At 47.8% G+C, this 23,331-nt stretch carries 23 protein-coding genes; 5 read left to right on the forward strand and 18 right to left on the reverse strand.

All coding sequences use genetic code 11. The annotated features are described in order from the left end of the window. Positions 1 to 6: 6 nt before the first annotated feature. From C2M24_RS01845 to C2M24_RS01890, 10 genes are all read right to left on the reverse strand, one after another. On the reverse strand, positions 7 to 1,836 hold the full coding sequence (locus tag C2M24_RS01845; protein WP_105213104.1) for a 2Fe-2S iron-sulfur cluster-binding protein: 1,830 nt from the start codon (positions 1,834 to 1,836) through the stop codon (positions 7 to 9). After that, entirely contained in the window at positions 1,836 to 5,729 is a 3,894-nt protein-coding gene (locus tag C2M24_RS01850) for a CusA/CzcA family heavy metal efflux RND transporter (protein WP_442792494.1), read from the reverse strand. The genes C2M24_RS01845 and C2M24_RS01850 overlap by 1 nt, the downstream gene beginning before the upstream one ends. Before the next feature lie 16 nt (positions 5,730 to 5,745). Next, positions 5,746 to 7,476, reverse strand: coding sequence for an efflux RND transporter periplasmic adaptor subunit (locus C2M24_RS01855; RefSeq protein ID WP_105213105.1), 1,731 nt, complete (start codon positions 7,474 to 7,476; stop codon positions 5,746 to 5,748). Continuing rightward, positions 7,476 to 8,873 carry a TolC family protein gene (locus tag C2M24_RS01860; protein ID WP_105213106.1) on the reverse strand — a complete coding sequence of 466 codons (1,398 nt, stop codon included), beginning with the start codon at positions 8,871 to 8,873 and terminating at the stop codon, positions 7,476 to 7,478. Before C2M24_RS01860 ends, C2M24_RS01855 begins: the two co-directional genes overlap by 1 nt. After that, positions 8,873 to 9,358 carry a DUF411 domain-containing protein gene (locus tag C2M24_RS01865; protein ID WP_105213107.1) on the reverse strand — a complete coding sequence of 162 codons (486 nt, stop codon included), beginning with the start codon at positions 9,356 to 9,358 and terminating at the stop codon, positions 8,873 to 8,875. The genes C2M24_RS01860 and C2M24_RS01865 overlap by 1 nt, the downstream gene beginning before the upstream one ends. A gap of 101 nt (positions 9,359 to 9,459) precedes the next feature. After that, the gene (locus C2M24_RS01870; protein ID WP_105213108.1) at positions 9,460 to 9,849 is read right to left on the reverse strand and encodes a hypothetical protein; all 390 of its coding nucleotides are present in this window, start codon (positions 9,847 to 9,849) and stop codon (positions 9,460 to 9,462) included. A gap of 208 nt (positions 9,850 to 10,057) precedes the next feature. Continuing rightward, a complete protein-coding gene (locus C2M24_RS01875; protein WP_105213109.1) occupies positions 10,058 to 10,306 on the reverse strand; it encodes a hypothetical protein in 249 nt (82 codons plus the stop codon). Positions 10,307 to 10,455: 149 nt separating this feature from the next. Continuing rightward, positions 10,456 to 10,791, reverse strand: coding sequence for a nuclease-related domain-containing protein (locus tag C2M24_RS01880; protein WP_158683677.1), 336 nt, complete (start codon positions 10,789 to 10,791; stop codon positions 10,456 to 10,458). Next, positions 10,752 to 11,462, reverse strand: a complete 711-nt coding sequence (locus C2M24_RS01885) for a nuclease-related domain-containing protein (protein ID WP_105213111.1) — start codon at positions 11,460 to 11,462, stop codon at positions 10,752 to 10,754. The genes C2M24_RS01880 and C2M24_RS01885 overlap by 40 nt, the downstream gene beginning before the upstream one ends. 121 nt (positions 11,463 to 11,583) lie before the next feature. Beyond that, positions 11,584 to 11,832: a DUF3297 family protein gene (locus C2M24_RS01890; protein ID WP_105213112.1), complete on the reverse strand. Its 249-nt coding sequence runs from the start codon at positions 11,830 to 11,832 to the stop codon at positions 11,584 to 11,586. Between the two features lie 166 nt (positions 11,833 to 11,998). Here C2M24_RS01890 and C2M24_RS01895 point away from each other — a divergent pair, with 166 nt between their 5' ends. After that, positions 11,999 to 13,147 carry a hypothetical protein gene (locus C2M24_RS01895; protein WP_105213113.1) on the forward strand — a complete coding sequence of 383 codons (1,149 nt, stop codon included), beginning with the start codon at positions 11,999 to 12,001 and terminating at the stop codon, positions 13,145 to 13,147. 72 nt (positions 13,148 to 13,219) lie between these two features. Here C2M24_RS01895 and C2M24_RS01900 read toward each other — a convergent pair whose 3' ends face one another. From C2M24_RS01900 to C2M24_RS01910, 3 genes are all read right to left on the reverse strand, one after another. Continuing rightward, a complete protein-coding gene (locus C2M24_RS01900) occupies positions 13,220 to 13,498 on the reverse strand; it encodes a helix-turn-helix transcriptional regulator (protein WP_105213114.1) in 279 nt (92 codons plus the stop codon). Next, a complete protein-coding gene (locus tag C2M24_RS01905) occupies positions 13,491 to 14,822 on the reverse strand; it encodes a HipA domain-containing protein (RefSeq protein WP_105213115.1) in 1,332 nt (443 codons plus the stop codon). The genes C2M24_RS01900 and C2M24_RS01905 overlap by 8 nt, the downstream gene beginning before the upstream one ends. A gap of 227 nt (positions 14,823 to 15,049) precedes the next feature. Further along, the gene (locus C2M24_RS01910) at positions 15,050 to 16,639 is read right to left on the reverse strand and encodes a Na/Pi cotransporter family protein (RefSeq protein ID WP_105213116.1); all 1,590 of its coding nucleotides are present in this window, start codon (positions 16,637 to 16,639) and stop codon (positions 15,050 to 15,052) included. A 231-nt stretch (positions 16,640 to 16,870) separates the two neighbouring features. On the opposite strand from C2M24_RS01910, the gene C2M24_RS01915 reads away from it, so the two are divergent. After that, positions 16,871 to 17,467, forward strand: coding sequence for a TetR/AcrR family transcriptional regulator (locus C2M24_RS01915; protein WP_105213117.1), 597 nt, complete (start codon positions 16,871 to 16,873; stop codon positions 17,465 to 17,467). A 2-nt stretch (positions 17,468 to 17,469) separates the two neighbouring features. Beyond that, positions 17,470 to 18,504: a metal-dependent hydrolase gene (locus tag C2M24_RS01920; RefSeq protein ID WP_105213118.1), complete on the forward strand. Its 1,035-nt coding sequence runs from the start codon at positions 17,470 to 17,472 to the stop codon at positions 18,502 to 18,504. Between the two features lie 328 nt (positions 18,505 to 18,832). On the opposite strand, the gene C2M24_RS01925 is transcribed toward C2M24_RS01920, so the two are convergent. From C2M24_RS01925 to C2M24_RS01940, 4 genes are all read right to left on the reverse strand, one after another. Beyond that, positions 18,833 to 19,141: a hypothetical protein gene (locus tag C2M24_RS01925; RefSeq protein WP_105213119.1), complete on the reverse strand. Its 309-nt coding sequence runs from the start codon at positions 19,139 to 19,141 to the stop codon at positions 18,833 to 18,835. Positions 19,142 to 19,674: 533 nt separating this feature from the next. Next, positions 19,675 to 20,004, reverse strand: a complete 330-nt coding sequence (locus C2M24_RS01930; protein ID WP_105213120.1) for a type II toxin-antitoxin system RelE/ParE family toxin — start codon at positions 20,002 to 20,004, stop codon at positions 19,675 to 19,677. Then, positions 19,973 to 20,209 (reverse strand): TA system antitoxin ParD family protein, encoded by a 237-nt coding sequence (locus tag C2M24_RS01935; RefSeq protein ID WP_105213121.1) that lies wholly within the window; start codon positions 20,207 to 20,209, stop codon positions 19,973 to 19,975. The genes C2M24_RS01930 and C2M24_RS01935 overlap by 32 nt, the downstream gene beginning before the upstream one ends. Continuing rightward, on the reverse strand, positions 20,188 to 20,586 hold the full coding sequence (locus tag C2M24_RS01940) for a hypothetical protein (protein ID WP_105213122.1): 399 nt from the start codon (positions 20,584 to 20,586) through the stop codon (positions 20,188 to 20,190). The genes C2M24_RS01935 and C2M24_RS01940 overlap by 22 nt, the downstream gene beginning before the upstream one ends. A 170-nt stretch (positions 20,587 to 20,756) precedes the next feature. Between C2M24_RS01940 and C2M24_RS01945 the strand changes: the two genes are divergently transcribed. Continuing rightward, positions 20,757 to 21,065 carry a hypothetical protein gene (locus tag C2M24_RS01945; protein WP_105213123.1) on the forward strand — a complete coding sequence of 103 codons (309 nt, stop codon included), beginning with the start codon at positions 20,757 to 20,759 and terminating at the stop codon, positions 21,063 to 21,065. A 117-nt stretch (positions 21,066 to 21,182) separates the two neighbouring features. Here the strand turns inward: C2M24_RS01945 and C2M24_RS01950 are convergent, their stop codons facing one another. Next, positions 21,183 to 21,875 (reverse strand): hypothetical protein, encoded by a 693-nt coding sequence (locus C2M24_RS01950; protein WP_105213124.1) that lies wholly within the window; start codon positions 21,873 to 21,875, stop codon positions 21,183 to 21,185. 155 nt (positions 21,876 to 22,030) lie between these two features. Here C2M24_RS01950 and C2M24_RS01955 point away from each other — a divergent pair, with 155 nt between their 5' ends. Then, positions 22,031 to 22,942, forward strand: a complete 912-nt coding sequence (locus C2M24_RS01955; RefSeq protein WP_105213125.1) for a hypothetical protein — start codon at positions 22,031 to 22,033, stop codon at positions 22,940 to 22,942. The last annotated feature ends 389 nt before the right edge of the window (positions 22,943 to 23,331 follow it).

A 23,331-nucleotide genomic window follows, 5' to 3' on the forward strand; every position in this document is an offset into this window, starting at 1 on the left:
ACGCGCTCAAGCCGAGTTAAAGCTATCGAAGTGGATAACGTTTTTATCGACGCCCATCTCCACCAGAGTGGCAATGGTTTCATCCATCATGGCTTTTGGCCCGCACATGTAATAGTGCGCGGCTAACAGGGCTTCTTTATTCATATTATTGAACAACACCTGCTGGGCATAGCCGGTGGCGCCTAACCAATCCGGACCGGCTTGCGATAGCACCGGCGTATAACGGAAGTTATCAAAGCGTTGGCTAAGGGCAAAAAACTCTTCCTGATAGAGCAGGTCTTCTTCATGGCGCGCACCAAAGTAGAAGTGAATTTCCTGCTTGCTATTGTTGGCCAACAGTAGCTCCTTGATGATCCCTCTCAGCGGCGCCATACCAGAGCCTGCGCCGATCACTACAATGGGTGCCTTGGTGTCTTGGTCTACATAGAACTCTTCGAATGGACCCAAAGCATCAACCGTGTCACCTGGCGCCATGTTACATAGATAACTGGAACCCGAGCCCGCCGGCACGCCCTGTTGCGGGGCGCGATGATATTTAATGGCAAATACCAGCTCTTCGTCTAACTGGCTCACCGAGGTCAGTGAGTAGTTACGTGAGCACGCCGCTCTGGGGTACTCGCTATTATCTTCCTCGTCCCAATAGGCTTTGTAATCGCTGGGAATATAGTGCGGCCTTGCGGGTACTTGCCCTTCGGGAATAAAGAAACGCATAAAGGCACCGGCTTTATAAGCCAATGGCGGCCCCTGAACTTTAAATCGCAACTCCTTGATATCTGGGGTTACAAACTCACTGCCCACCAGGGTCAGCTCAACCTTTTTGGCATCGGTGACATCGAACAAGGTCATGTCTTGAACATCGTCACTGAAGTGTTGACAGGCTAACCTAAAGCCTTGTGCCAGCTCAGCTTGCGAGAAGTGTTGCTGGTCAGCGGAGGTCGCCTTAGGTGCGGGGTTAATCAACACCTTACAACGCCCACAGGTGCCACCGCCACCGCAGGTAGACGGCAGGGAAATATCATGGCCCGCAAGCCCATCTAAAAGATTCGTCGCCGTAGAGAGATCAAGCTGATCAAGTAACTGCTGCTCGTGATCGAATATTTTCACCGACGTTCGCTTCGACAGCAGGGCGACCTTATATTGTCCACGGCGAATAAGATCTAAGGTCCAGATCAGCCCCGACAGCGACAACCACAAGGTAACAAAGGCGAACAGAATAATCTGGATATTGTTAAAGCTGCCCTCATTGCCGTAATCCATAAAGTGCAACATAAAGAAGATATCAGCGAAGCGCTTATGAGCATCGCTATGCCCGACCACGCGGCCCGAACCCGCCTCGATATACACACTGGTTTGAATATCATCGTTAAAGTTCACCCGCCACGCGGCATTTTTCTGCTTGGGAAAGTCTTCAAGGGGTGGCTGCAGCAGGGTCACCTCTCCGACGCTGCCCGGGCCATTGTAGGATTGCTTGGCAAGGCGCGTGGCAAAGGCTGCATCTATGCTCACCTCATTACCCCGATAGGCATCAAACAGGCTGTATTCGTTCTCAAAGTACGGATACAGGCCGCGCTTATGGGTAAGCAAATAATAGGGCTGACCGAGCAGTGCAATCTGCTTGAGCGACACACTGGGCTCGGCACTTTCCAGCACGCTTCTTGGTTCGACCAAGGCTGACGAATCTATCTGCACTTGGTCATGCGCGTGGGCGCGATAGGTATGACCGCCGACCTTATGGTGATCCATCAAGTTAAAATAAAAGCCGCTGCCTAACCACAGCATAAACTGAACCCCCACGACCAGGGAGGTCCATTTGTGTATTGATCGTATCCACTGCATTAGACATCACCTCGTTTTAGTTGATTTTTTTGTTGGAGGTCTTGCGTTAAGGCATGCTCTTCTTCGTTCTTTTTGAACACCCTAAAGTACACCAGCACCAAGCCGGCCAGAGCGGCCAAGATGCTAAACAGGGTCACCCAAAACAGCAATTGATTGTCTATTTCACTGTCTTCGTAGTCCATTACGTGGAATCTAAACATCCAGTCGAACAAGCGCCACCATTGGTGTCGCTTGGCCAGCACCTCACCGCTGCGGGCAGAGATATAGAGCGCCGGGCTGCCCAGGTTGTCGAAATTCACACGCCATGCTGGCAGTGCATTGTGCACCCGTCGACTCAACTCAAAGGGTGGGTTGTCGTCTATGTATTCAACACTTTCAACGTCACCGCTGCCGGTGTACTCGGACTTGGCTACCCTTACGGCTTCGTCTTTGCCCAAAGGCGAGAGCAAGACGCCGGTGTTGGCATCCACCAGATAGTGAACATCGTCCTGTACAAAGCGATACACGGGTTTGTCCAGGTGCATCCCCAACGAGAGCTTCTCCAAGCCCGTGTACTGAGCCCTTAACGAGCTCATGGGATAGTTGACCTGCTGCACCGCGACCTTGGTCTGATGGTTGTGAACCAGGGTGTCGCCGTGCACATAATCTATGTCAAAAAACACCATATAGGCCCCGGTAACCGACCAGATCACAAACTGAGAGCCCAAGAACAGCATCAGCCACTTGTGGTATTTTCGGCTGCTTTTTAGCAGGCTAAAGGGCGGTGTTTTGTCTGCCTCAATGGCGCGAGCGCGCCAAATAAAGTAGACCGCCGGTAAGACCAGCAGGGTCAGTAACACCGCACTGAGCATGCCGCCCACCATGGGCGCGGCAATACGGCTCATCACCTCGGAGCCGGTTCCCGAACCATATAAGATGGGCATTAGGCCGATGATAATGGTGGCAACCGTCATCATTACCGGGCGAATACGCATCCCCGCCCCTTCCATAATGGCCGCTGTCAGCTGTGCTCTATCAAAGGCGATGCGCTGCTCTTTACAGCGTTCTCTGGCCTCCTTATAGGACTGGTTTAAATACACCAGCATAATCACGCCAATTTCAACCGCGACCCCGGCCAGGGCAATAAAGCCGACCCCTACGGCCACGGAGAAGTTAAAGCCCTCAAGGTACATCAACCATAGGCCACCGATCATCGCCATGGGCAGGGTGATGATAATGATGCCGACTTCAACAAGGGATCTGAAGTTTAAGTAAAGCAGCACCACAATAATGGCCAGGGTGAGTGGCAAGACATAGGTCAGCTTATCTTTCGCTCGCTCCATGTACTCGTATTGTCCGGCCCAGTTGATCGAGTAACCCGCCGGTAAATCCAGGTTGGCAACCAAATGTGCCTTAGCATTTTCAACATAGGTGCCCACATCCACATCGGCGATATCGATAAAGGTCCAGCCGTTAATACGGGCATTCTCACTCTTGATACCCGGCGGACCAATCTCGATACGAATATCGGCAACATCGCCCAGGGCAATGCGTTGTCCGTTTGGTGTCACCACAGGTAGGCGAGCAAGCTGCTCTGGCGAGTCACGGTAATCCTGCGGATAACGCAGGTTGACCGGATAGCGCTCCTGGCCTTCGATGGTTTGCGTCACATTCATGCCGCCGATGGCGGTCGAAACCACCTGCTGCACATCTTCAATGTTTAACCCGAAGCGGCTCGCTTTTTCCCGCGAAATATCCACCTTGATATAACGGCCGCCGGCGACGCGCTCGGAGTAAACCGAGGCGGTTCCTTGCACCTGAGGCAAGAGCTGCTCAATTTGCTGACCTATGTCTTGAATGACATCCAATCTCGGCCCCGCAACCTTAATCCCCACCGGGGTTTTAATGCCGGTTGCCAGCATATCGATACGGGTTTTAATCGGCATCACCCAGGCGTTGGTTAGGCCGGGGAATTTCACCAATTTATCAAATTCCGCTTTCAGGCTTTCGGTGGTCACGCCTTCGCGCCACTGATCGCGCGGTTTAAGCTGAATGAAGGTTTCTATCATGGTCAGCGGCGCAGGATCCGTCGCCGTTTCCGCCCGCCCTACTTTACCGAACACAGTCTCCACCTCCGGCACGGTGCGGATCAGCCTGTCGGTTTGCTGCAACAACTCACGGGCCTTACCAATGGAAATACCCGGGTAGGTAGTTGGCATGTACATCAAATCCCCTTCATCCAAAGGCGGAATGAACTCACTGCCAATTTTGTCTACCGGGTAGAATCCCACCAGGGTCAAGGCAAGGGCCAGCACCAGGGTGAGTTTCGGGAACTTCATCACCTGCGCCAGCACCGGCTTATAGGTGGCAATCAACAAACGGTTGAGCGGGTTTTTCTTTTCCGAGACCACCTTGCCGCGAATAAAGTAACCCATCAGCACCGGCACCAGGGTAATGGCCAAACCGGCAGACGCCGCCATGGCATAGGTTTTGGTATACGCCAGCGGCGCAAACATACGCCCTTCCTGTGCTTCAAGAATAAACACCGGCAGGAAAGACACAGTGATGATCAGCAAACTAAAGAACAGCGCCGGCCCCACTTCGGAGGCGGCCTTGGCTACAATTTCCCAGCGGTTTTCGTTGGTCAGCGGTGTTTTTTCCATGTGTTTGTGCATGTTTTCTATCATCACGATAGCACCATCGGTCATGGCACCAATGGCAATAGCGATACCGCCCAGGGACATAATATTGGCATTGATCCCCTGCATATACATGATGATAAAGGACACCAAAATGCCCAGCGGCAAGGTTACCACGGCGACAATGGAGGAGCGTAAATGGAACAGGAAGGCCACACAGACCAGTGCCACAATGGCGAGCTCTTCTGCGAGCTTGCTCCAAAGGTTATCAACCGCGCTTTCGATCAGTTTGGAGCGATCATACACGGTCACAATCTCAACCCCTTCCGGCAGCGACGACTTCAAGGATTCGAGCTTTTCTTTGACCCCATCTATGGTTTGTTGAGCGTTTTCACCAAAGCGCATCACCACTACGCCGCCAACCACTTCGCCTTCGCCGTTTAATTCCGCGATACCACGGCGCATTTGCGGCCCCAGGCTGACATTGGCCAGATCACCTATACGCAGCGGCGTACCTTGTTCATTTATACCCAGGGGGATTTTTTCAATGTCACTGACCGACTTAATATAGCCGGTGGCGGTCACCATATACTCGGCTTCGGCCAGCTCGACCACGGAGGCCCCCGTCTCCTTGTTACCGCGCTGCAAGGCCACCTGAATTTGCGCCAGCGGTACGTTGTAGGCGCGCAGCTTATCCGGGTCGACCTGCACCTGGTACTGCTTCACCATACCGCCCACGGCCGCCACTTCGGAAACACCGGGCACGGTTTGCAGCTCATACTTCAAGAACCAATCCTGAATACTGCGCAACTGACTTAAATCATGGTTACCGCTTTTATCCTCCAAGGCATAGATATACACCCAACCCACCCCGGTGGCATCCGGGCCCAGTTGCGGTTTGGCCGTCTCCGGCAGGCTAGAAGCCACCTGGCTTAGGTACTCCAGCACCCGCGAGCGTGCCCAATACAAATCGGTGTCATCATCAAAGATGATGTAAACATAGGAGTCACCGAAAAAAGAAAAACCGCGCACCGTTTGTGCACCGGGCACCGACAACATGGCCGTGGTCAGCGGAAAGGTGACCTGATCCTGGACCACCTGAGGCGCCTGCCCCGGGTAGCTGGTTTTAATGATCACCTGCACATCGGAAAGATCCGGAATGGCATCAACCGGGGTGTTCTTCAGCGAGTACAAGCCGCCAAAGGCTATGATCAGGGTGATCAGCAAGACAAAGAAACGATTGCCTACCGACCAGCGAATTATTGATTCAATCATAACTACTTGCCTCTACTTAATGCGCTGAGTGATCAACAGCATCTTGCTGTTGCGTATTATCAGCGAGAGAGATTTCGGTGATGACAAAGTCGTCTCTGATTTCAAAGGTAAACATCACTTCATCGCCTTCGTTAAAAGCAGAGATATCGACATCCTCGGCAAGCATAAAGTCCATGGTCGCCGCCGGGCGGCCCCATTTTTCAATTGGTCCGCGGCTGATGTTCATGATGCGGTTTTGCGCATCAACAAGGTTTATCACCCCCATCACGGTGGCACTGGACACCTCGGGCTCGGTCATAATGTGAATACCGGTTAGCTCATAACCGCCGTCATCGGTTTTGGTCACTTCAAAATGCAACGTCTGACCCGATTTTAAGGCGTCAATATCCACCGAGTCTGCCACGGTAAAGTCCATGGTCATCTCTGGCCAGTCCCATTCTTTTGCCGGTCCGTGGGTGATATTCACCATGCGATGACCCGCCATGACACTGTTCACTTCCCCTTCCATCCATACCGATGTAGGCACTTCGTCGTGATACATGCGTTTGAAGTCGGAGCTCTTGCTTGATTCCGAGTCAATTAAGAATTGCGCCGAGGTCACCACCACATCGCCCTCTTCAAGACCCGTTAGTATCTCCACCTCGTTCTCGCCCACTCGACCTAGGGTTACCGCGACCGATTTAAACTGGCCGTCACCAAAATCCAGAACGACACGATCTTGCTGTCCGGTTCTGATCACCGATTCTTTTGGCACCACCATGGTATTGCCGGTTTGCTCTGCCTGCAGCGACACCTGCGCGAACATATTCGGCTTAAGCAAATAGCCTGGATTATCAAATTTCAATCGCACCCGCAGGGTACGCGTTTGGCTGTTAAGGGTGGGATAAACATAATCAACCACACCGTGCCATTCTTTACTGGGTAAATAATCCAGAGTCATCGACACCGGCAGGCCTTTTTTAATGACATCGGCATCGCGCTCGAACACCTCCGCCTCAACCCACACCTGATCCAGCTTGGCAATACTCATCAGCGTGGTACCGGGCTGCACATAAAACCCTTCACGCACTTGCAAGCCATCCACAACCCCTTGTTGTGGCGAATAAAAAGTAACGGTTTGGCGCACCTTGCCGGTACGCTCCAGCTCATCAATAAACTCCGAAGACATGTGCAACGCCTTTAAACGCTCTCTGGCTGCAACCGCCAAAGAGCCACTGCTATGCTTTAAGGCGATCAGAAACTCTTCCTGAGCATTGACCAGTTGCGGCGAGTAAAGGGTGTATAACGCCTGCCCCTTATCCACCGGGTTACCGGCGGCTTTGACGTAGAGCTTTTCTATCCAACCATCAACACGAGGGTGAATATGGATCAGTTCGTCTTCATCATATTGGACATAGCCCACGGTGGAGATATTGGTTTGCATTGTTTTCACTTGCACCGGCGCGGTGCGCACGCCTAGGTTGTGAATCACGTTCGGAGAGATTTTTACCGCTCCTGGGCCAATATCACTGCCCGCCTCTTCTTCCTCGTACACAGGCACTAGGTCCATCCCCATGGGTGATTTACCTGGCTGATCACGACGGTAATTGGAGTCCATGGGCGCCACCCAATAAAGCGGCTTCTTTTCCCCTGAGTCGGCGACTGTTCCGCTAGTGTCAGACTCTTGGCTGTGAAACAAACTCATGCCCCCGACTCCGATCAAGGCACCAATGATCACGGCGATAATCGTTTTGTTGTTAGACGACATTATTCTTCTCCAATTCGGTGTGTATGTATGGACTGGCTGTTGGTTTGCTGTTGTGGTTGGTAGCGAGCCATAAAGTAATTGATTCGGGCAACGGTTTTAAGCAGGTTAACGTCAATGTTAAGTGCCGAAATACGGGCATTTAACACGGCGATCCGGGCCCGAACGACCTCGGCAAAATCACCATCATCATTGGTGTACGCATTGAGCGATGCATCTGCCTGTTCTTGTGTTTGTTTAAGTAACAGCTCGCCGTAGAGCGCCTTTCTGTCGGACAAGCGCTTTAACTGCTTGAGCTCTTTTTCCACGGCGCTGATCATTTGCTTGAGCAGCAGTAACTTCTCTGTTTTTACCGACTCAGACTCGGCGATTGAGGCGGCCACTTGTTTATCCTGGTTATTCTCGGTGAAAATCGGCAGGTCAAAGGTAACGCCCACAGAGAAAAAGTCGGCGCGACTATCGCCGGAAGGCATATCGCCCCGGTAGCCGTAGCCGGCGTTGACGCCCCATTGGGGCTTATAGCTCTGCTCGGCCAGCTGCACGCCTTTTTCTGACACCTGCTGTTTCACATCTATGGCCATCAATGCGGGGTGATAGGCCAACTCGCCGGCAAGGCGCTGGCGGGAATAATCGGATGCCTTAAACAGTTCGGCATTTAACAGCTGCAGTGTAGGCAACTGGTTTGATACCTCAAAAGCGAAGGTGCTTGGGTTGTCATCAAATGTGATTGCAAACTCATCTTTATCATAGATATGCAGCCATTCGTTGAGCTGCGCCAACAGGGTATCGAGTTTTTGCTTTTCTACCGTCAACCTGTCCTCGAGTTGCACAATTTCCAGTTCGGCGCGAATAACATCCTGCTGGCGCGTCTTACCAATCACATTGGAGTAGCTAATCATCGCCACCTCGGCAATTTGCTCAAACAGCGCTCTGTCGCCCTTGATAAGCTCTATTGTGCGCTGCGCCAGGTAAGCGTCTAACCACAGCTCTGATACCTTGCTTTGAAGCTGCGCTTTACGGTTCTCGCGTAACAGCGGGTACTGGCTCGACTCGAGCTCAAGCTGGCTTTGTTTTAACTGCAAGCTATCACCGCGAGGGAACATTTGCGTCACGCCGACTTTCACTTGCGTCATCCCCTCTTGCTCAAACTCCCAGGTATCTACCGGCAGGTTCATTAAACCGAGGGAAACCTGAGGGTCGGGCAAAGCACCCGAGGCAACACTTTTGTTTTCAATGGCTTGCTGTTTTAGGCGATTACCATGCAACCAAGGGTCATTTTGTTGCGCCATCATGACCGCTTGTTCAAGGGTGATCGCTTGCTGCGCCGTCGCCGCCTGCGAACTCGCGGCCACGGCGATAGCTAACAGCCAGGTAGCAAGGCTAACAGGATAGCTAGTCATTAGAACTGCTCCTCATAGGTCTTAACCTGGGCGTAGACTTTGCTGCTGCCATCTTTGTAGAGGATAAGCACCTGATAGGGCGTAAACCTGTCACCCACTTCCATGCCGGGTGACCCTAGGGGCATGGCGGGAACCGACAGGCCGATGGCATCGGCGTGCTCTTCTTTTAGAAATTGCCGGATAAACTTCGCGGGAACATGGCCCTCAAAAGCAAAACCATCGCGTGAAATGGCACTATGGCAGGAGCGATAATTGGCGGCGATGCCAAGCTTGGTTTTGACCGGGCTGATATCCAGATAGTCTTTGGCATAGGTAATGAACCCCTCACTCTCGACGTGGGAGATCCATTTTTTACAGCAACCGCAGGTCGGTGTTTTGTACACCAACAGCTCTAAAACATCATTGCCATTGCTTCGTTCATTGGCATGAACAACACTCGGTAAAAGCAGTACTAACACTGCTACTTTTAAAAACTTTTTAATCATTTTAGCCCCCAGCAAATGCTGGCTTTTCAACACGTTTACACGTGCATTATCACAAAAGTGCTCATCATCTTTGAGCAGATTTTTGACGCATTAACCCTGTGTTAGGCAAAAATGGGGGGGCGAAAAAGAGACGTTTGAATTGCGCTTGGCTGCGCAGAGGTGGCGCTAATGACGGCTTCATTGACGGCAATTACGTCGGCCATAGCGGTAGAGGAATTAACAAGGGTTACCGATGTACAGGCGTTTGTCGGGCAAACACACTGCACCTCACAGCAGTCGTCCATCATAGCTGAATTCATGGTTGTATCGCCATGTTCCATGCCTTGATGATGCTGCATCTGGGTATGATCGGTCACCATCTTCATGGCTGCATGAGCTTGATGAGCGTCCATAGCCGTTTCACATGTCATCGCAGAATAGGCGAATGCCTGCCCAAGCAGAGCAATCAGCACGGCTGCAATAACTAATACCTGTGAAACCAGTCTAAACATAACACTCTCAAATTGAATAACCTAAAAAGACTAAGCTACTTTTTGCGTAAAGTAAATGCTTTGTAGATAAAGCAACTAGCGAAAGCGTTAGCAAATTCACCACCAATAAAAAGCCGGCGTGAAGTTTTAATCACACCGGCTTATTTTGTATCGCTTGCTTGTGCGCCCGTGGCCTAACACATATTGTCGGTCGCCGAGCAGAACACACTTAGTGTCTTCTTTGCGGTGCGTTTTGGATCATTTCTTTGCCATTTTCATACACATAGGCGCTCACCCAACGTCCATATAGAAGCTGGTGATTGTTGTCCAGCACGGCTACAAAGGGACGGCCATCGGCATTATTGGTCGCCAGGGCAATTCCCGTGGCGTTTTCCAGCCCCAGAGCACCACTTTCCACTAAACGTAAAAACGCTTCAAGCTCTTCCAGGGTTTCAATAATGTCGTTGTCATTGATCATGCTTATTACTCACTTAAACTCCGATAGGTGTAGAGTAGCACCTCTGGACGAACCGATAAATAAAACGCATCCCCGCCCAACGTCAAAGTATGCCCGACGTTTCAATAATTGCTCATAGAACACATAGAACATCTTTATTTTGGGCACAATTACCCAGCCCGGCGTGCTTTAACCTGTTGGATGTGCATTTTGTAATCTTCGGCTGTAGTGCCTTCTTCTCTCATGGATAAAAGCACATTAAATTCAACTAATTGCGCCTTGCTAAATTTTGGCTCGGTAAAGCCGTTAATGTAGTCAGTCATAGCACTCAACATGATTACATTTTTTGGCATTGCGGTTTTAAAAGTGGCCTTATCATGAAACACCACCAGAGATTCAATACTCTCTTTAATCCCCAAAAATGACTTTACTGCCAAGCAATGCTTATAATTTTGCCGCAAGGGGTTCATAAACTGTGACTTTGAATCAAGGTTCGCTGTGTCCATTTAGCCTGCTTTTCACTCCCAAAAATCCAGCCACTGTAGTTTTTACTTTCAATCACAAAAATACCAAATGGACTTACTAACAAATGATCCACCTCGGTAAAATCGCCGTTGTCTGTATATAACAGCAGGTTTTCGTACAGGGTGAGATTCGTGCCCTTGGTTAACTCTTTTAGTTTATTGTTTACTCGCCACTCGCCGAGAGCCCCAGCCTTAAAGACGAGTACCGTCTTAAATGCCGCCAGCAGTAAAAGTGCTAATGCAAACCATAAGCCCATGGGGATCAAGGAAGAAAGCATCAGCTCGAACGCATTTACTGATTGAGGCGCCACCTGTGTAGGCGGGATATAAGGGGTACGCACCTCAACAGATGTAGCAATTTTCGGGGGTATGCTGCTTTCGGCCGGAACCGAACTTTGGGTATTGGTTCCGCTGATAATCTGCCCTCCTTCGCTAGCACTTTGCTGCGATGCAAATTTAGCTGAAGGCGTTTGCGGATTTGCACAATATCTATCATATGCTTTTTTCGCAGCGAGATAAGGTGAAGACTGCTGTGCATGACTGAAGTCATTCATTTGATGTTGCAGCAAGATACACTCAGATTCTGTGTATTGCGCGTTGGCGAGTAGGTTTGGGCTAAATAGCCAGCTAGCTAGTAATAAAATCCATTTCATGGGGTATAACGCCACGTCCAATGTGAGTTAATAAGGTTAAAACGCGCCTGCTTCCATGGCAATCGCGAATAAGGCAGGCTTTTTTATGGCCTGCCTCTACTGGGTTGATAAACCCAACCGCTTAACGATAGAAAACTTCTACCGTGCCTTTGCTTTTCAGCAGTAATGGCTGGCCGCGACGGTCAAGCGCCTTAGGTGAGGCTACCTTAATCCAACCTTCGCTGATGCAGTATTCTTCTACGTCGAAACGCTCTTTGCCGTTAAAACGCACGCCAATCTCATGCTGTAGAATTTCTTCGTTGTAGAACTTGCTACGCGGGTTGATAGAAAGCATGTCTGGAATGGCCGGTTTTGCATTTGTGTCTGTCATGATGATTTTTCTTAATTTATAAATGTGCCGCTATTGTAGGTAATACCGCAGCAATGCTCAATCATCAGCGCACCAAAACAACCGGCTGATTTATTTGCGCTGGGCAATGAGACATAGGATAGTAACGCAAGCATCCAACTAGGCATTGACACTGTATAGGACCACTATGATCAAAGCACTTCTGGCTTCTGGCCTTGTTTTATCCACCTTACCAGCGTTTGCGGCCAACCTTACGGTTGAAGAGCTGCGCATTGAAAAAGCCACCAGCGCCATGCCTCAGGTATTAAGCGCCTTTAGCGCTGATATCAGTCAATTTGAACAGCAGTGGCAAGGCGCCAAAAGCTATGCCGAAGCAAAAGAGCGGGTGCAAGCGCACGCCAGCGAACTATGGCAAAGCGCCAAGCAACGCCTTACCAGCAGCGCAAGTTATGATGATCGCGAGCTCTATTGGGCACGCCTGCACTCCAGCAAAGTAATGCGCTCGGTTAAGCCCGCATTTGCGATGAGCGATGCTGAGCAAGCCACCCTGCTGGCTCTGTTAGAGCACGGTAGCCGCGGCCGCGATGACCTGGAATACACTAAGGGCACAGAGAAAAAAATTCTCCTGACCGGCTTTGATCCCTTCTTGCTCGATAAAAACATCAACCAGAGTAACCCCTCCGGCGTGACCGCGCTGTTACTCGATGGCCAGGTGATCAGTTTTAAGGGCGTACAAGCGGAAATCAACACAGTGATGATCCCGGTGCGCTATGAGGATTTTGATCAGGGTCTGATTGAAGAGATCCTCGCTCCCTATTACGCCCTGAATAATGTGGATATGGTGGTCACCGTGAGTATGGGCCGCAAAGACTTCGACCTTGAGCGCTTTCCCGGTAAGCGCCGCAGTGTTACCGCTCCGGATAACGCCAATATCGTTTATGGCGGCACGCAAACGGCACCGAAAATATCCAGCCTCAATGGCCGTCCCTTACCTGGCGATGAGTTTGTGCAGTTCAGCCTGCCGGTAGCGCAAATGCAGCAGGCCAAGGGCCCGTACAAGGTTATCGACAACCACAAGGTCACCACACTGGAAAAAACCTTTGAGCCGAAAACCCTGGAAGAGCTTAAAAACGCGATTGCGGTTAACGGCGGCGGTGGCGGCTATTTATCGAACGAGATCTCCTATCGCAGCATTCGCCTGCGCAACGAGCTCAATTCCGACATTCCCACAGGGCATATTCACACCCCGCGTATCGCCCAGTTTGAACCTGAAGTGGAAGCAAAAATCGTGGCCCAGATTAAAGCCATGCTGGAGCAGAGTTTAACGGCGCTGTAAATTAGCCAAGCACCAGATACAGAAAAGCCGCCTTCTTGGGCGGCTCTTCCTTTAAGGGATAAATTGGTATCATCACACCGAGCGCTGAACCTGTAAGGCGCTGAGCTTTAGGCTCCCTGGGGCCAATAGCTTATTAATCACCGACAAGCGTGGATCTGTATTACCCTTTTCTATATCCCTCAATGTCTTATCTGATACCTTAATAAATTTAGCGTATTGTGTTTGCGTCATGCCATACAGCTCGGTACGGATGCGCTTAATAGCCTCCCCCAAAGAGAGCGCGTTATTGGCAAGATCGTATTCAATCTTGGCTACTATTTCTTTTCGCTCTGCGGCCGTAAGGTTAACCATTGTGCACTCCCATATCGGCTAGTTTACTTTCTAGGTTGGCAAAACCAATTGCTGGAAAGTCCAAAATTTCCTGAGGGCAACCCAATTGCGCTAATAATATTGGCAGTTCTGTCAATTTAATCGCAAGTTGTTTTAGAAAACTAATCAGCTCTGCTGGGTCACAAAAATCCTTTAATTCATTGGCAACTTGTACAAAATTCACAACCCCCATTCGTTCACAACCACGCTCCCACTTAAACAAACGCGTGACCATTTCAGGATCGGCTTTCATCGGCGCAAAATCATAAATAGGCGCAAAGCAAATATCGCCTGCAAATTTCAAAAATGATATGTTGCGACCATGGTTATCAGAATTGCCAAACACCAAATTTAAAAAGTCCCTAACAACATATTGCTTAACAAACTCAGCAGAGCTCATTTGCGTAGTGTCTTGTATGCGATGCCACACTTTTTCTATAACCGCAAAATGGTCCTGATAACTGCCCGGTACGGCATTGATAATGGAATAAATACTTTCTAAACCCAAACGTATGGCAATGCCATTTTCAATACGAACATCAAAGCGCGGAAGCCATAAACTTACCTGGCCTTCATATTCAAACACCTTCATATTTTTGATGTCTATGGTTTCGATATTCGTTCCCTGCAACACCTCAGTCAATGCCTGGTAATACACGCCTTCAGCCTTGAGAATATTGTTATCTCGAACAGTGCGTGTGTTTCTGGCAAATTTCGTTAAATAAGGCGTTGCATTTAGTGGTTTGCCCGCAAAATCAGCATCTATGTAGACCTTATCACCCTCTAGCATTAACAAGAGCTTGGGCGCCACACCACCAGCCCCGGTCGCGCCACCAACAGCCGCACCCTGTTCATTGGCATATTCTAAAAAGTCGTGCTGCAGCTCTGTAACATCATTCACTGAAAAGCGCATACAATCGCTTTCTTCCTGTACACGAACCGACTCTTTCACTCGCAAATTACCTACCGGAGACATACAAGCATTGGTTAATAAAGCATAGTTTTGTGCAAACTCGCCATTACGACTCGCATTCAAGTACTGCAACCACCAAATCCGCGACTTACCCACGGGTAAAATATCGTCGAGTAAGGCAGGCCAATTCGTGTATTCCGTTGGGATCATGCTTATCGGTGCGTTTACTGTACAAGCCCAACAGTCTTTAACCTCGTAGGAGGCGGCCGCAACAACATACTCGGGAAGATAAGATAAACTGACAGGCGAGTTAAGCTGTTCTCCAGCAAAACTGAGCGTTGCCGCATCCCACCATTTACCCTGATTAAATAATTGCAGCGTGATATTTTGCATTGATATCCAGTAGTTTATTACCGTTAATACGATAACAATAGCATATAATCGGTAGAATTCTACCGTTTATATCTTTACCATCCAAAATATCGGAATCAAACTACCGAAAATAAACCTACAAAACCAAAGAAGCGGTAGCAAACTACCGCACCAAAATTTTTAGGCGAGCGCCTATAAGTGCTGAAGGAGACTATAGGCTAGGCTATATTCATTACGCCTATTTGAAATCACAACTCGGCATTTTTATGTGACGACATTTTATGGAGATTTAAGAGCTTATCTTTGAGCCGCTGTGAGTAGGTTATAAAATTGGTGAGCGCCCCGGCATCTTGCCTATCGGTATCGGCCAGTAGCAATAAAAGCTTGCGATGAGCCTGATTTAAATGAAGTTGCAGCACCTTTGCCGACTTCTCAATGTCCTCATTTTTCGGCTCTTCTAAATGCTCACTTATTTGGGTGAAAAGACTTAAAGTATCGCTCGATAACTCTCTGACCAAAATCAAAATATCACTTTTGAGCTCGATAAACTGGTCATTCATAATGCGTTTGCTTTCAAAAAGATCGTTAATCGAGTCATGTATTTGGAACAAATAATCATAGCGATTAATTTGCCTTATCAGCTCCCGGGACTGCTCCTCATCATTAATCTTGCTGACGATAGAGGTGAAGTAAGTCACGCACTCTTTTTCAAAGAAATTGACATATTCAAGGCGTTTTTGTGCCGTGTCTTGAATGCCCTTGTAGTTAGTTTCCAAGCTTAGGGTGACGAGATTGTAGTTTTCCTTCAAAAAGCTAAGCAGCTCCTGGTTGCCCGTCTCCAGTCGGTTAACTACGTTCTGAAACTCTTCATTTTCCTGATAGGTTGGCAATTCAAGGCGCTCAAAGTCCATTGTGCCTTCACCGAGCAGAAAATCCACAAAGCGGGTAAAAGGCGTCACAAAAATAATAAATATCAGGCTCGCAACCACGTTAAAAATAAAGTGAATATTGGCCAAGGCCATGGCGGGGTCCATAGTCACTTCACTTAACTTGTGACCAAACAATAAAATAACGGGCAAAAACAACAACACCCCACCGACATTAAACAAAAAGTGGCTCAGGGCCGTTTTTTTAGCAGCGATATCCATACCAAATACGGCGATCATGGCCGTTGCCGTGGTGCCTATATTGGCGCCCATAATAATGGGCACCGCGTTTTCAAGGCCCAAAATCCCCTGCTGAGTAAAGATGATGGCTAAACCCGTAGTGACCGAGCTGGATTGCACCAGCGCCGTAAATAAGCAGCCCACAGCTATAGCAATCAGCGGGTTTTGTGGCTGCGTTAAAATATTAATAAGCGCCTGATTTTCTTGCAAAGGCGCCAAGGAAGAAGAGATAAGGTTAAGGCTGAAAAAGACAAAACCAAAATAGAAAATAGCCTTGCCAAAGATAGAAAAACGATTGCGCGTAAGAGATAAGAAAAAGCCGATAATAATAAAAACGGGAGCAAATACAGTAAGTTTAAAAGCCACCAGCTGGGCCGTAATGGTGGTGCCCACGTTAGAGCCAAAAATAATGCCAACACTATTTTTAAACGTCAGCACCCCGGCATTAACTAGGCTGATGGTGATCACCGAGGTGGCCGAGCTCGACTGAATAAAGGCGGTCACTATAGCGCCAATAACGACCCCAAGGATAGGAATGCGGGTGGCCCTGCTCAAGGACTTGCGAAAACGCTCACCAGAAATACGCTCGATTTCCCGGGAGAAGTTCTCAAGTCCAAAAACAAACAGGATAATAGCGGTTAACCCCGCCATAGCGATCGTCAGGTTTTCCATTTTCTTATCAAAGACCGGTGCATTTACGCAACATGAATACAAAAAGCATAGGTTTTATATACACATAGCGCAATATTGTCCAGCGATCTTGGGGGGGATATTTTGGGTCACAATCAAACCTTGGGCTTACGCAGTGAAATCCCATGGTCTCAGCGAGTAAACCGCATCATTGCCGCTGCGCCGGGCGCTTCCTATACTAAAAACACACCCCATTAATAAGGCATTCTTTTTATGGCTGCCGAGATGCTTAGCCCCAAAGCCCTGCTTGATGGTGCCATTGCCTTGGCACGCCTATCGAGCTGGGAAGCGTTTTCGCTGCAGCAGTTAGCCGACTCGCTCAACTGTGGTTTAAGCGATATCCACAGGCATTTTCGCTCCAAAGATGATATCGCCGAGGCGCTGTTCGATGGCGCCGATAGAGCCATGCTCGCCTACGCCGACACCCAGGCCGCTAAAGTAGGCTCGGAGCAAGAGCGCACCCTCAATTGCATCATGCGCTGGTTTCATTATCTGGCACCTTACAAAGCAGTGGTGCGCGATATAATGGCGTACAAACTGGAACCCGGGCACTTTCACCTGCAAGCCCATGGTGTGACCCGCGTCAGCCGCACCGTACAATGGTTCAGAGAAGCGGCGGGACGCCAGCAACAGGGATTAGCCAAGGTGGCCGACGAAATTGCGCTCACTAGCGCCTATCTGGCCAGCTTTTATTGCTTTTTAAGCGATAACAGTGCCGATAATGCCAAAACCAGATCCCTGTTAAGGAGCTTGCTTAAGCGCATTCATGCCGGCCATGGCTTTTTCTCCCGCCCGGGTAGAGCAATCTAGCCTTGGACGCCCTCACCCATGTATTAATTGGCGCCCTTGTCGCCCAGTTGCCTTCATCAAAGCCTGCCAAAGCAGATACGGCTTGGAAACCCCGGGCACTGCTCGGCGCTGCGGTGGCCCTTTTTCCGGACAGTGACTACCTGCTGTTTTGGCTCAACCCGCTAGACTTTCTAGCCTATTGGCACCGAGCCGAAACCCATTCCCTGTTGCTCTCCCCCGTGTGGGCGGCGCTAATAAGCTATCTCTTGTGTAAACTGCTGCGCCTGCAAAATGCCAAGCTGGTATTTACCATATGCTGGCTTGCCATTGTCTCGCACTTGGTTGCCGACACCTTAACCGTGTATGGAACCCAATGGTTTGCGCCTTTGTCAGACGTGAAATTTAGCTGGGATCTCTTATTTATTATCGACCCCTACTTCACCCTGAGCGTGATACTGGCCGGGTTGCTGATGTGTGTTTGGGGAATAAAAAGCTGCCACCAAAAGCGCTTTCGCCTGGCGGCCTTAAGCCCGCCCTTACTTTATCTTGCTGTGGTGCTTGGCATAAAACTCACTTTAATGGCGCAAATAGCGCCCAATGCGGATAGTCGCTTGCTGCCACAGCCTTTTTCGCCCCTTTATTGGCAACTGCTAAGCGAAGACGAGGAGCATATTTATCAGGCCTATATTAAGTTCAACACAGATCCGCTGGCGGATAGCCTCTCCCACGCCGCTGAGGTAACAGGCTTTGCTGAAGCCTACACCCGAACTGACGCCTTGCAACGGCACAGCTATACCCACCCAGCACACGCAGAGCCGATTGTTCAACAGGCCTGGCAACAGCCAAAATTCAAGGCCTTTAGAGACTTTGCTCAGTACCCTGTGGTGTTGGCAAAAGATGCATCGGCCACGCAAAGCTGCATCTGGTTCAGCGACCTGCGCTATCACTGGCCCGGCATCCAGCCCTATTTTCGCTATGCCATGTGCCAGAACCGTGACGGCCAATGGCAACTAAAGCGCGGCCGGTATTTTAGTGAACATAATGAAGAGGTTAACTAGCAAGTGTCCTACGTATTGAACTCATACATCTGTGTGACAACGTGGAATTGAGGTTTGTAGGTCGGTCTTTAACAGTTTGTAGGTCGGTCTTTTAGGCCGACAACAAAGCACTGTAAGTTAAACTTTGCCGTCATGGATGGCGGTAGTAGTGCAATGCAGGAGCACATTGCCGATAAGGCCGACAACAAAGGGGAGGATTTCTCCAGCGCGAATTTAAACAGGAAATCAACTAATACACCTGTGTGACGAAGTGGAGATTAGAGTGATTGTGGGTTCGGCTAAGCGCAAGACCTAACCAAACTTCTATGCCTAGGAAATCTGGGTTTGCTTACTCTTCCTCTTCATCGCCATCAAGGATCAGCTCTTGCATCTGTTGCGGGGTAAAGACAAAGAAGTACAGGTTTTCGATAGATGAAAGGGTTTTACCTTCCAGGGACTGATAGTCTGCGGCATCAGTGTCCAGCCAGTAGCCGGCTAGCACGCCTTCTTTAATTGGGAAATACACACTCTCACTGGTGGTCACCGCACCGACCGAGTTAAACACATAATCGCCATAATGTTTGTTGACCGTGTCGACCAGCTCACTTTGCTGCTGCTTGCGTTGGCCCAGTTGTGAAAATAAATCTGATTCTTGCATACGCCTCTTCTTAAATTCGCCGCTACATCCATTTGCTAAGCTGGCCCGGTATTGATACCAGCCTAATGCGGATAAAATGATGACACTTAAAATGAATATAACACGGGATGGGAGCAGGAGTAGCCCTGCTGGCTAATTAAGATTTTGTGGCGGGCTGCTGACAACGGTTTTTTATATTCAGATTTTGTCGCATTGGCGACGACAAGTCAGAGGAAATGCGCGCCCATTTCCTCTAACGACTCCTAGGGCGCCCGTAATTCGCCAATGCTTACGAACTCAGGTTTTTGTTAAACGCTGCGCTTAGCTTTCAACGCGGTTTAACGAGTCGTCCTGACTCGATAAACCTAACTCGATGTCCCTATCTCATTGTTTCAAACACGCTACGCAACAAAAGCCGATTTCTACAGCGCGAATTAAAACGGGGAATCGAACGGATACACAGGAGCAGCTCTGCTAGAGTCTTATTGGCTGTGAGGCTGGGATGAGTCATATGCACAATACAAGACCTGACCCCCAACGATCCTAGACAGCATCTAACGAATAATTTTTAAATCAGCCTTTCGGCGACTTTTCATTTTGGCATAGAAATTCTCATGAGGACCTATGTTGAGAAGATACAATTCGAGTTTCTCTGAAACCCAGGAATAACCCAACAATACCTCAGAATCCTCCATCTTAAATTTATGAACCCATAGGTGTGATAGGTCTCCTTTCTTTCTCACGCCTATTTCTGGATCCGCAATAATTTTTTCTATTTCGTCTTCCACCACTTCACATTGGGCGTCAGACAGTTTGTTCATCTGCTTTTCAAAAATTCTTGTTTCGAAAACATCAATCTTGTTTTCGCTTTGTTCGTCGCTCATAGCGTTTAACCTTACCGAGTTTTACTTCCTCGGAAGCTAAAAGCACTTCTTGCACAAAGTTGTAAGGTAAGTCTGGGTTCTCTGTCATAATTTTTCCAATTTTAGCCCAATACTCAATCTGCTTTGGCACAGAGCGCATTTCAGCTTCCGCATGTACCTTGACGTCAGTTACGAAATCATCATCTAGGCGGATACTTGTTGCCATTGCAGTTCTCCTCTTACTTTGTTTTCCATATTAGCGGTTATTACACTTACTATCTTAAAGCTAAGCTCTTCTATCCACATTAATTGGCTTTTGTAGTATGTATTAAAAAGGTCTCGAAACTGAAAAACTCGACCCCTTTTTAAAAGTTGATTATGTTTAATCATAAACCGTATCAACTGTACAAGATGGTTAGTGTTTTTTAACAGTAACTCTCTTTTGTTAGCCTCTGCTATTTTATGGTTAAAAATATCAATTCGAGAAACATGGGAATTACCATCGTTAAGAATTCTTAGCGCCTGCCGAAGATATTCATCAACTAGTTCTAGCTTGTCATTTAGTCGTTGAAATGTGATTTCAAAATGAACTTTTTTTATCATCTAACTATTCCGATTAGAATGCACTCAATAATGATGCGACAATTTGTTGCGTTTTGCAACCAAGAACTTAATTGAGAATACACCCACCCTAATATTTTCCACATTCCATAGCGCTCTAGGCCCAGTTATAATTACACTTTATTACCCTAACTCCGTATCTCGATACTCCCATGAAAAAGCTCTCCAAAGTCCAGCTAAAACAACAAGCATTGGTGCTAAACGTTGCCGATGCACTCGAACAACAAGCGCGCGCAGAAATACCCGGCATGTTGCAATGCTGGTTTGATGTCCAATACCACTTGTTCCCCGGCTCCCTGCTCCTGTGTTTTCAATTCGAAAATGACCAAGCACTAAAGGCCGCCGAACCTCACCTACTCAAATGGCAAAAACGCTTAAGCGCCGCCATGCTGAAAAAAGGCGTGATCCTAAAAGATATGCGCAAGCACTTAACCTTCACCATCAAAGGGCCAGGGGATTGAGATAGAAGATAAAAGAGGTCAGGTGAATTTGCTGGACTGCCCAATGCAAAACCTGACCCATCTCTTTCCTTTTAGAATGAGTGTCTTGTTAGCTCATTCGCGCTAGCAAATCCTACGCTATTGAATCCTTGAACGTTTAATCACTGCGTCTTTAGGAATATTCTGAATAACCAATTCTTGCGTATCGTGGGTGATGAAGACAACTTTGCTGTCAGAGCGGGAGAGCATATACCCCTTAATCACTGAGTTACCATTAATCATCAGTTCGCTACAAATAGACCAAATAGAACTGTCTTTAACTGATCTTGCACATCCATCATTAGCTATTTGCTCAATAACTTCCTCTGCATAGACTTTTCCAGCAGTGAATGCAGAGATAGGAATTAAATAAAGAAAGCAAGCAACTAAAGTGATGACCGCTAAAGAATTTGTTGTTAATGAATACTTATTTAGTTTATTTTCAAAGCCTTTTTCATACTTTTTCAAGCACGGTATGAAACGAAAGGTTATGTGAGTTACTAGAAGCAACGAGATCACTATTCCTATCATAGCAGGCCATACAACCCAATTGGCAACTAGCCCACTGAAGATAACTGCAAATACCTGCCCTAACACTTTGAATGTCACAAAAAAGCCAATTAACGCATACTCTTCGATGCTCGGTGTGGAGGTAGTAACGCCGTAACCTGAATCTAGACCCACACAATAGCTAATTCCAATGATGAAAAAAGCGGTCGATACGATCACTGCGAACTTAGCAATCAGTAAAAAAATTGGCTCTACATTTTTGAGCTTTGTGCTAACTTCCATTGTCTTCAATACCTCTCTAAACAGATTAAAGTGGGTGTCTTATTTATTATCTTGTAACTTAATATCTCATCTTTTTAATTTGTAAGGCAGTTATCTACATGAATTTTTACTTGTGGTAACTTAATGACAGTCAACTTATTAAAATTTTTGGGAAAATGAAAAAAATTACCGTAAGCGACACAAGTGCTGAATTATTGAAGTGGCACAATATCTTTAAGTTGTTCTTCTATGTAACCCCCATCATTGCTGCTCTATTTTTTATAATTCAGCTATATGCAACCAAAGGTTTCTATTCTACAGATTTTAACTCTCTAGAAAACTGGATGACTTTCACAGAAACATTTAACTTACCCATTAGCATTTTCACTGCAATGGCAGCTGTTACTACTTTGATAGGTATGTACTATAGAAGTTTACAATTGGCGTACCAGTTGAATAAAGTAGAATATCAGATAGAAATCGCTAATAAGCAGTTCAGAAAGTCAGAAGATCAATTTAATTTAGCTCAACAGCAGTTCGAATTAGCAAGTAGAAAAGAAAACTTCATGTTATATCTAGAGCATAAAAAAGCTGTGCAACATAAAATTAAAATTTATTTAAGCTCGCTGATAAACACATGTGGCGCACTGATGGATAAGTGCGAGTTCTTCCCAGCACTAGATATACACTATAACACCCTATACGCGAAACTCTTCAACCAAAACTCAACTGCTAATGTCACTCATTTTGATCTAGAAATTCAAAGTGGTAGTTTTCAATTCCCTGAAATAGAGATAAAAAAATTACTAAAGGAGCTTTCTACTAAGTCTCCGAGAAATATACACCCAAAGGATTTATCAGAAATACTCGACATTTATGGAAAGATTGGTATTCACTTTGATTTCAATATGTATCCAGGAGAGGGTTTAAAACAGGGTGAGATTTGGGCTGCTAGTTTTTTCTTGGACTTGATGAGAGCAACCATGGTTTTACATAATATCGGAGCTATTGATCTAGCTAGTTGTGATTATATTCAAAACTTATGTGTGTGCCTTTCAATTGATATTATCAGCCTCCAGACTCCCTAGTAAAATTAATAAATATTCTGGGGACAGGTCCTGCATTTTTTTCTTCAGCAACTCAAGACACACAGCCCTGCATAAGTCTATCAGCACCCTATCCCCCGTTTAAATTCGCGCTGAAGAAATCAGCTTTTGTTGCGAAGCGTGTTGCTGACAGCGAGGCACGACGCCGAGCTAGATTTACCAGCACAGGGATGTGCTGCTAAATCGTGTCAGCAGCTAAGCGCAGCGTTTAACAAAAGATATGAGTTCGAAAGCAATTGCGAATTACGGGTTCGCGGAGTTTCCAAAGAGGGAGTCGAATCACTCCCTCTTTGGTTGTCGTCCCCGGCCTTTCGCTGGCTCAAGGCGTTCGCATGCTAAAAATAGTCCACCGGACTATTTTCTTAACGCGC

This window comes from Pseudoalteromonas sp. T1lg22 (assembly GCF_002964645.1).
In the GTDB taxonomy this organism is placed as follows: Bacteria; Pseudomonadota; Gammaproteobacteria; order Enterobacterales; family Alteromonadaceae; genus Pseudoalteromonas.

Coding starts and splice junctions, on each gene's coding strand:
- C2M24_RS01845 (WP_105213104.1), bottom strand. CDS start 1,836: ATGCAGTGGATACGATCAATACACAAATGGACCTCCCTGGTCGTGGGG.
- C2M24_RS01850 (WP_442792494.1), bottom strand. CDS start 5,729: ATGATTGAATCAATAATTCGCTGGTCGGTAGGCAATCGTTTCTTTGTC.
- C2M24_RS01855 (WP_105213105.1), bottom strand. CDS start 7,476: ATGTCGTCTAACAACAAAACGATTATCGCCGTGATCATTGGTGCCTTG.
- C2M24_RS01860 (WP_105213106.1), bottom strand. CDS start 8,873: ATGACTAGCTATCCTGTTAGCCTTGCTACCTGGCTGTTAGCTATCGCC.
- C2M24_RS01865 (WP_105213107.1), bottom strand. CDS start 9,358: ATGATTAAAAAGTTTTTAAAAGTAGCAGTGTTAGTACTGCTTTTACCG.
- C2M24_RS01870 (WP_105213108.1), bottom strand. CDS start 9,849: ATGTTTAGACTGGTTTCACAGGTATTAGTTATTGCAGCCGTGCTGATT.
- C2M24_RS01875 (WP_105213109.1), bottom strand. CDS start 10,306: ATGATCAATGACAACGACATTATTGAAACCCTGGAAGAGCTTGAAGCG.
- C2M24_RS01880 (WP_158683677.1), bottom strand. CDS start 10,791: ATGGACACAGCGAACCTTGATTCAAAGTCACAGTTTATGAACCCCTTG.
- C2M24_RS01885 (WP_105213111.1), bottom strand. CDS start 11,462: ATGAAATGGATTTTATTACTAGCTAGCTGGCTATTTAGCCCAAACCTA.
- C2M24_RS01890 (WP_105213112.1), bottom strand. CDS start 11,832: ATGACAGACACAAATGCAAAACCGGCCATTCCAGACATGCTTTCTATC.
- C2M24_RS01895 (WP_105213113.1), top strand. CDS start 11,999: ATGATCAAAGCACTTCTGGCTTCTGGCCTTGTTTTATCCACCTTACCA.
- C2M24_RS01900 (WP_105213114.1), bottom strand. CDS start 13,498: ATGGTTAACCTTACGGCCGCAGAGCGAAAAGAAATAGTAGCCAAGATT.
- C2M24_RS01905 (WP_105213115.1), bottom strand. CDS start 14,822: ATGCAAAATATCACGCTGCAATTATTTAATCAGGGTAAATGGTGGGAT.
- C2M24_RS01910 (WP_105213116.1), bottom strand. CDS start 16,639: ATGGAAAACCTGACGATCGCTATGGCGGGGTTAACCGCTATTATCCTG.
- C2M24_RS01915 (WP_105213117.1), top strand. CDS start 16,871: ATGGCTGCCGAGATGCTTAGCCCCAAAGCCCTGCTTGATGGTGCCATT.
- C2M24_RS01925 (WP_105213119.1), bottom strand. CDS start 19,141: ATGCAAGAATCAGATTTATTTTCACAACTGGGCCAACGCAAGCAGCAG.
- C2M24_RS01930 (WP_105213120.1), bottom strand. CDS start 20,004: ATGAGCGACGAACAAAGCGAAAACAAGATTGATGTTTTCGAAACAAGA.
- C2M24_RS01935 (WP_105213121.1), bottom strand. CDS start 20,209: ATGGCAACAAGTATCCGCCTAGATGATGATTTCGTAACTGACGTCAAG.
- C2M24_RS01940 (WP_105213122.1), bottom strand. CDS start 20,586: ATGATAAAAAAAGTTCATTTTGAAATCACATTTCAACGACTAAATGAC.
- C2M24_RS01945 (WP_105213123.1), top strand. CDS start 20,757: ATGAAAAAGCTCTCCAAAGTCCAGCTAAAACAACAAGCATTGGTGCTA.
- C2M24_RS01950 (WP_105213124.1), bottom strand. CDS start 21,875: ATGGAAGTTAGCACAAAGCTCAAAAATGTAGAGCCAATTTTTTTACTG.
- C2M24_RS01955 (WP_105213125.1), top strand. CDS start 22,031: ATGAAAAAAATTACCGTAAGCGACACAAGTGCTGAATTATTGAAGTGG.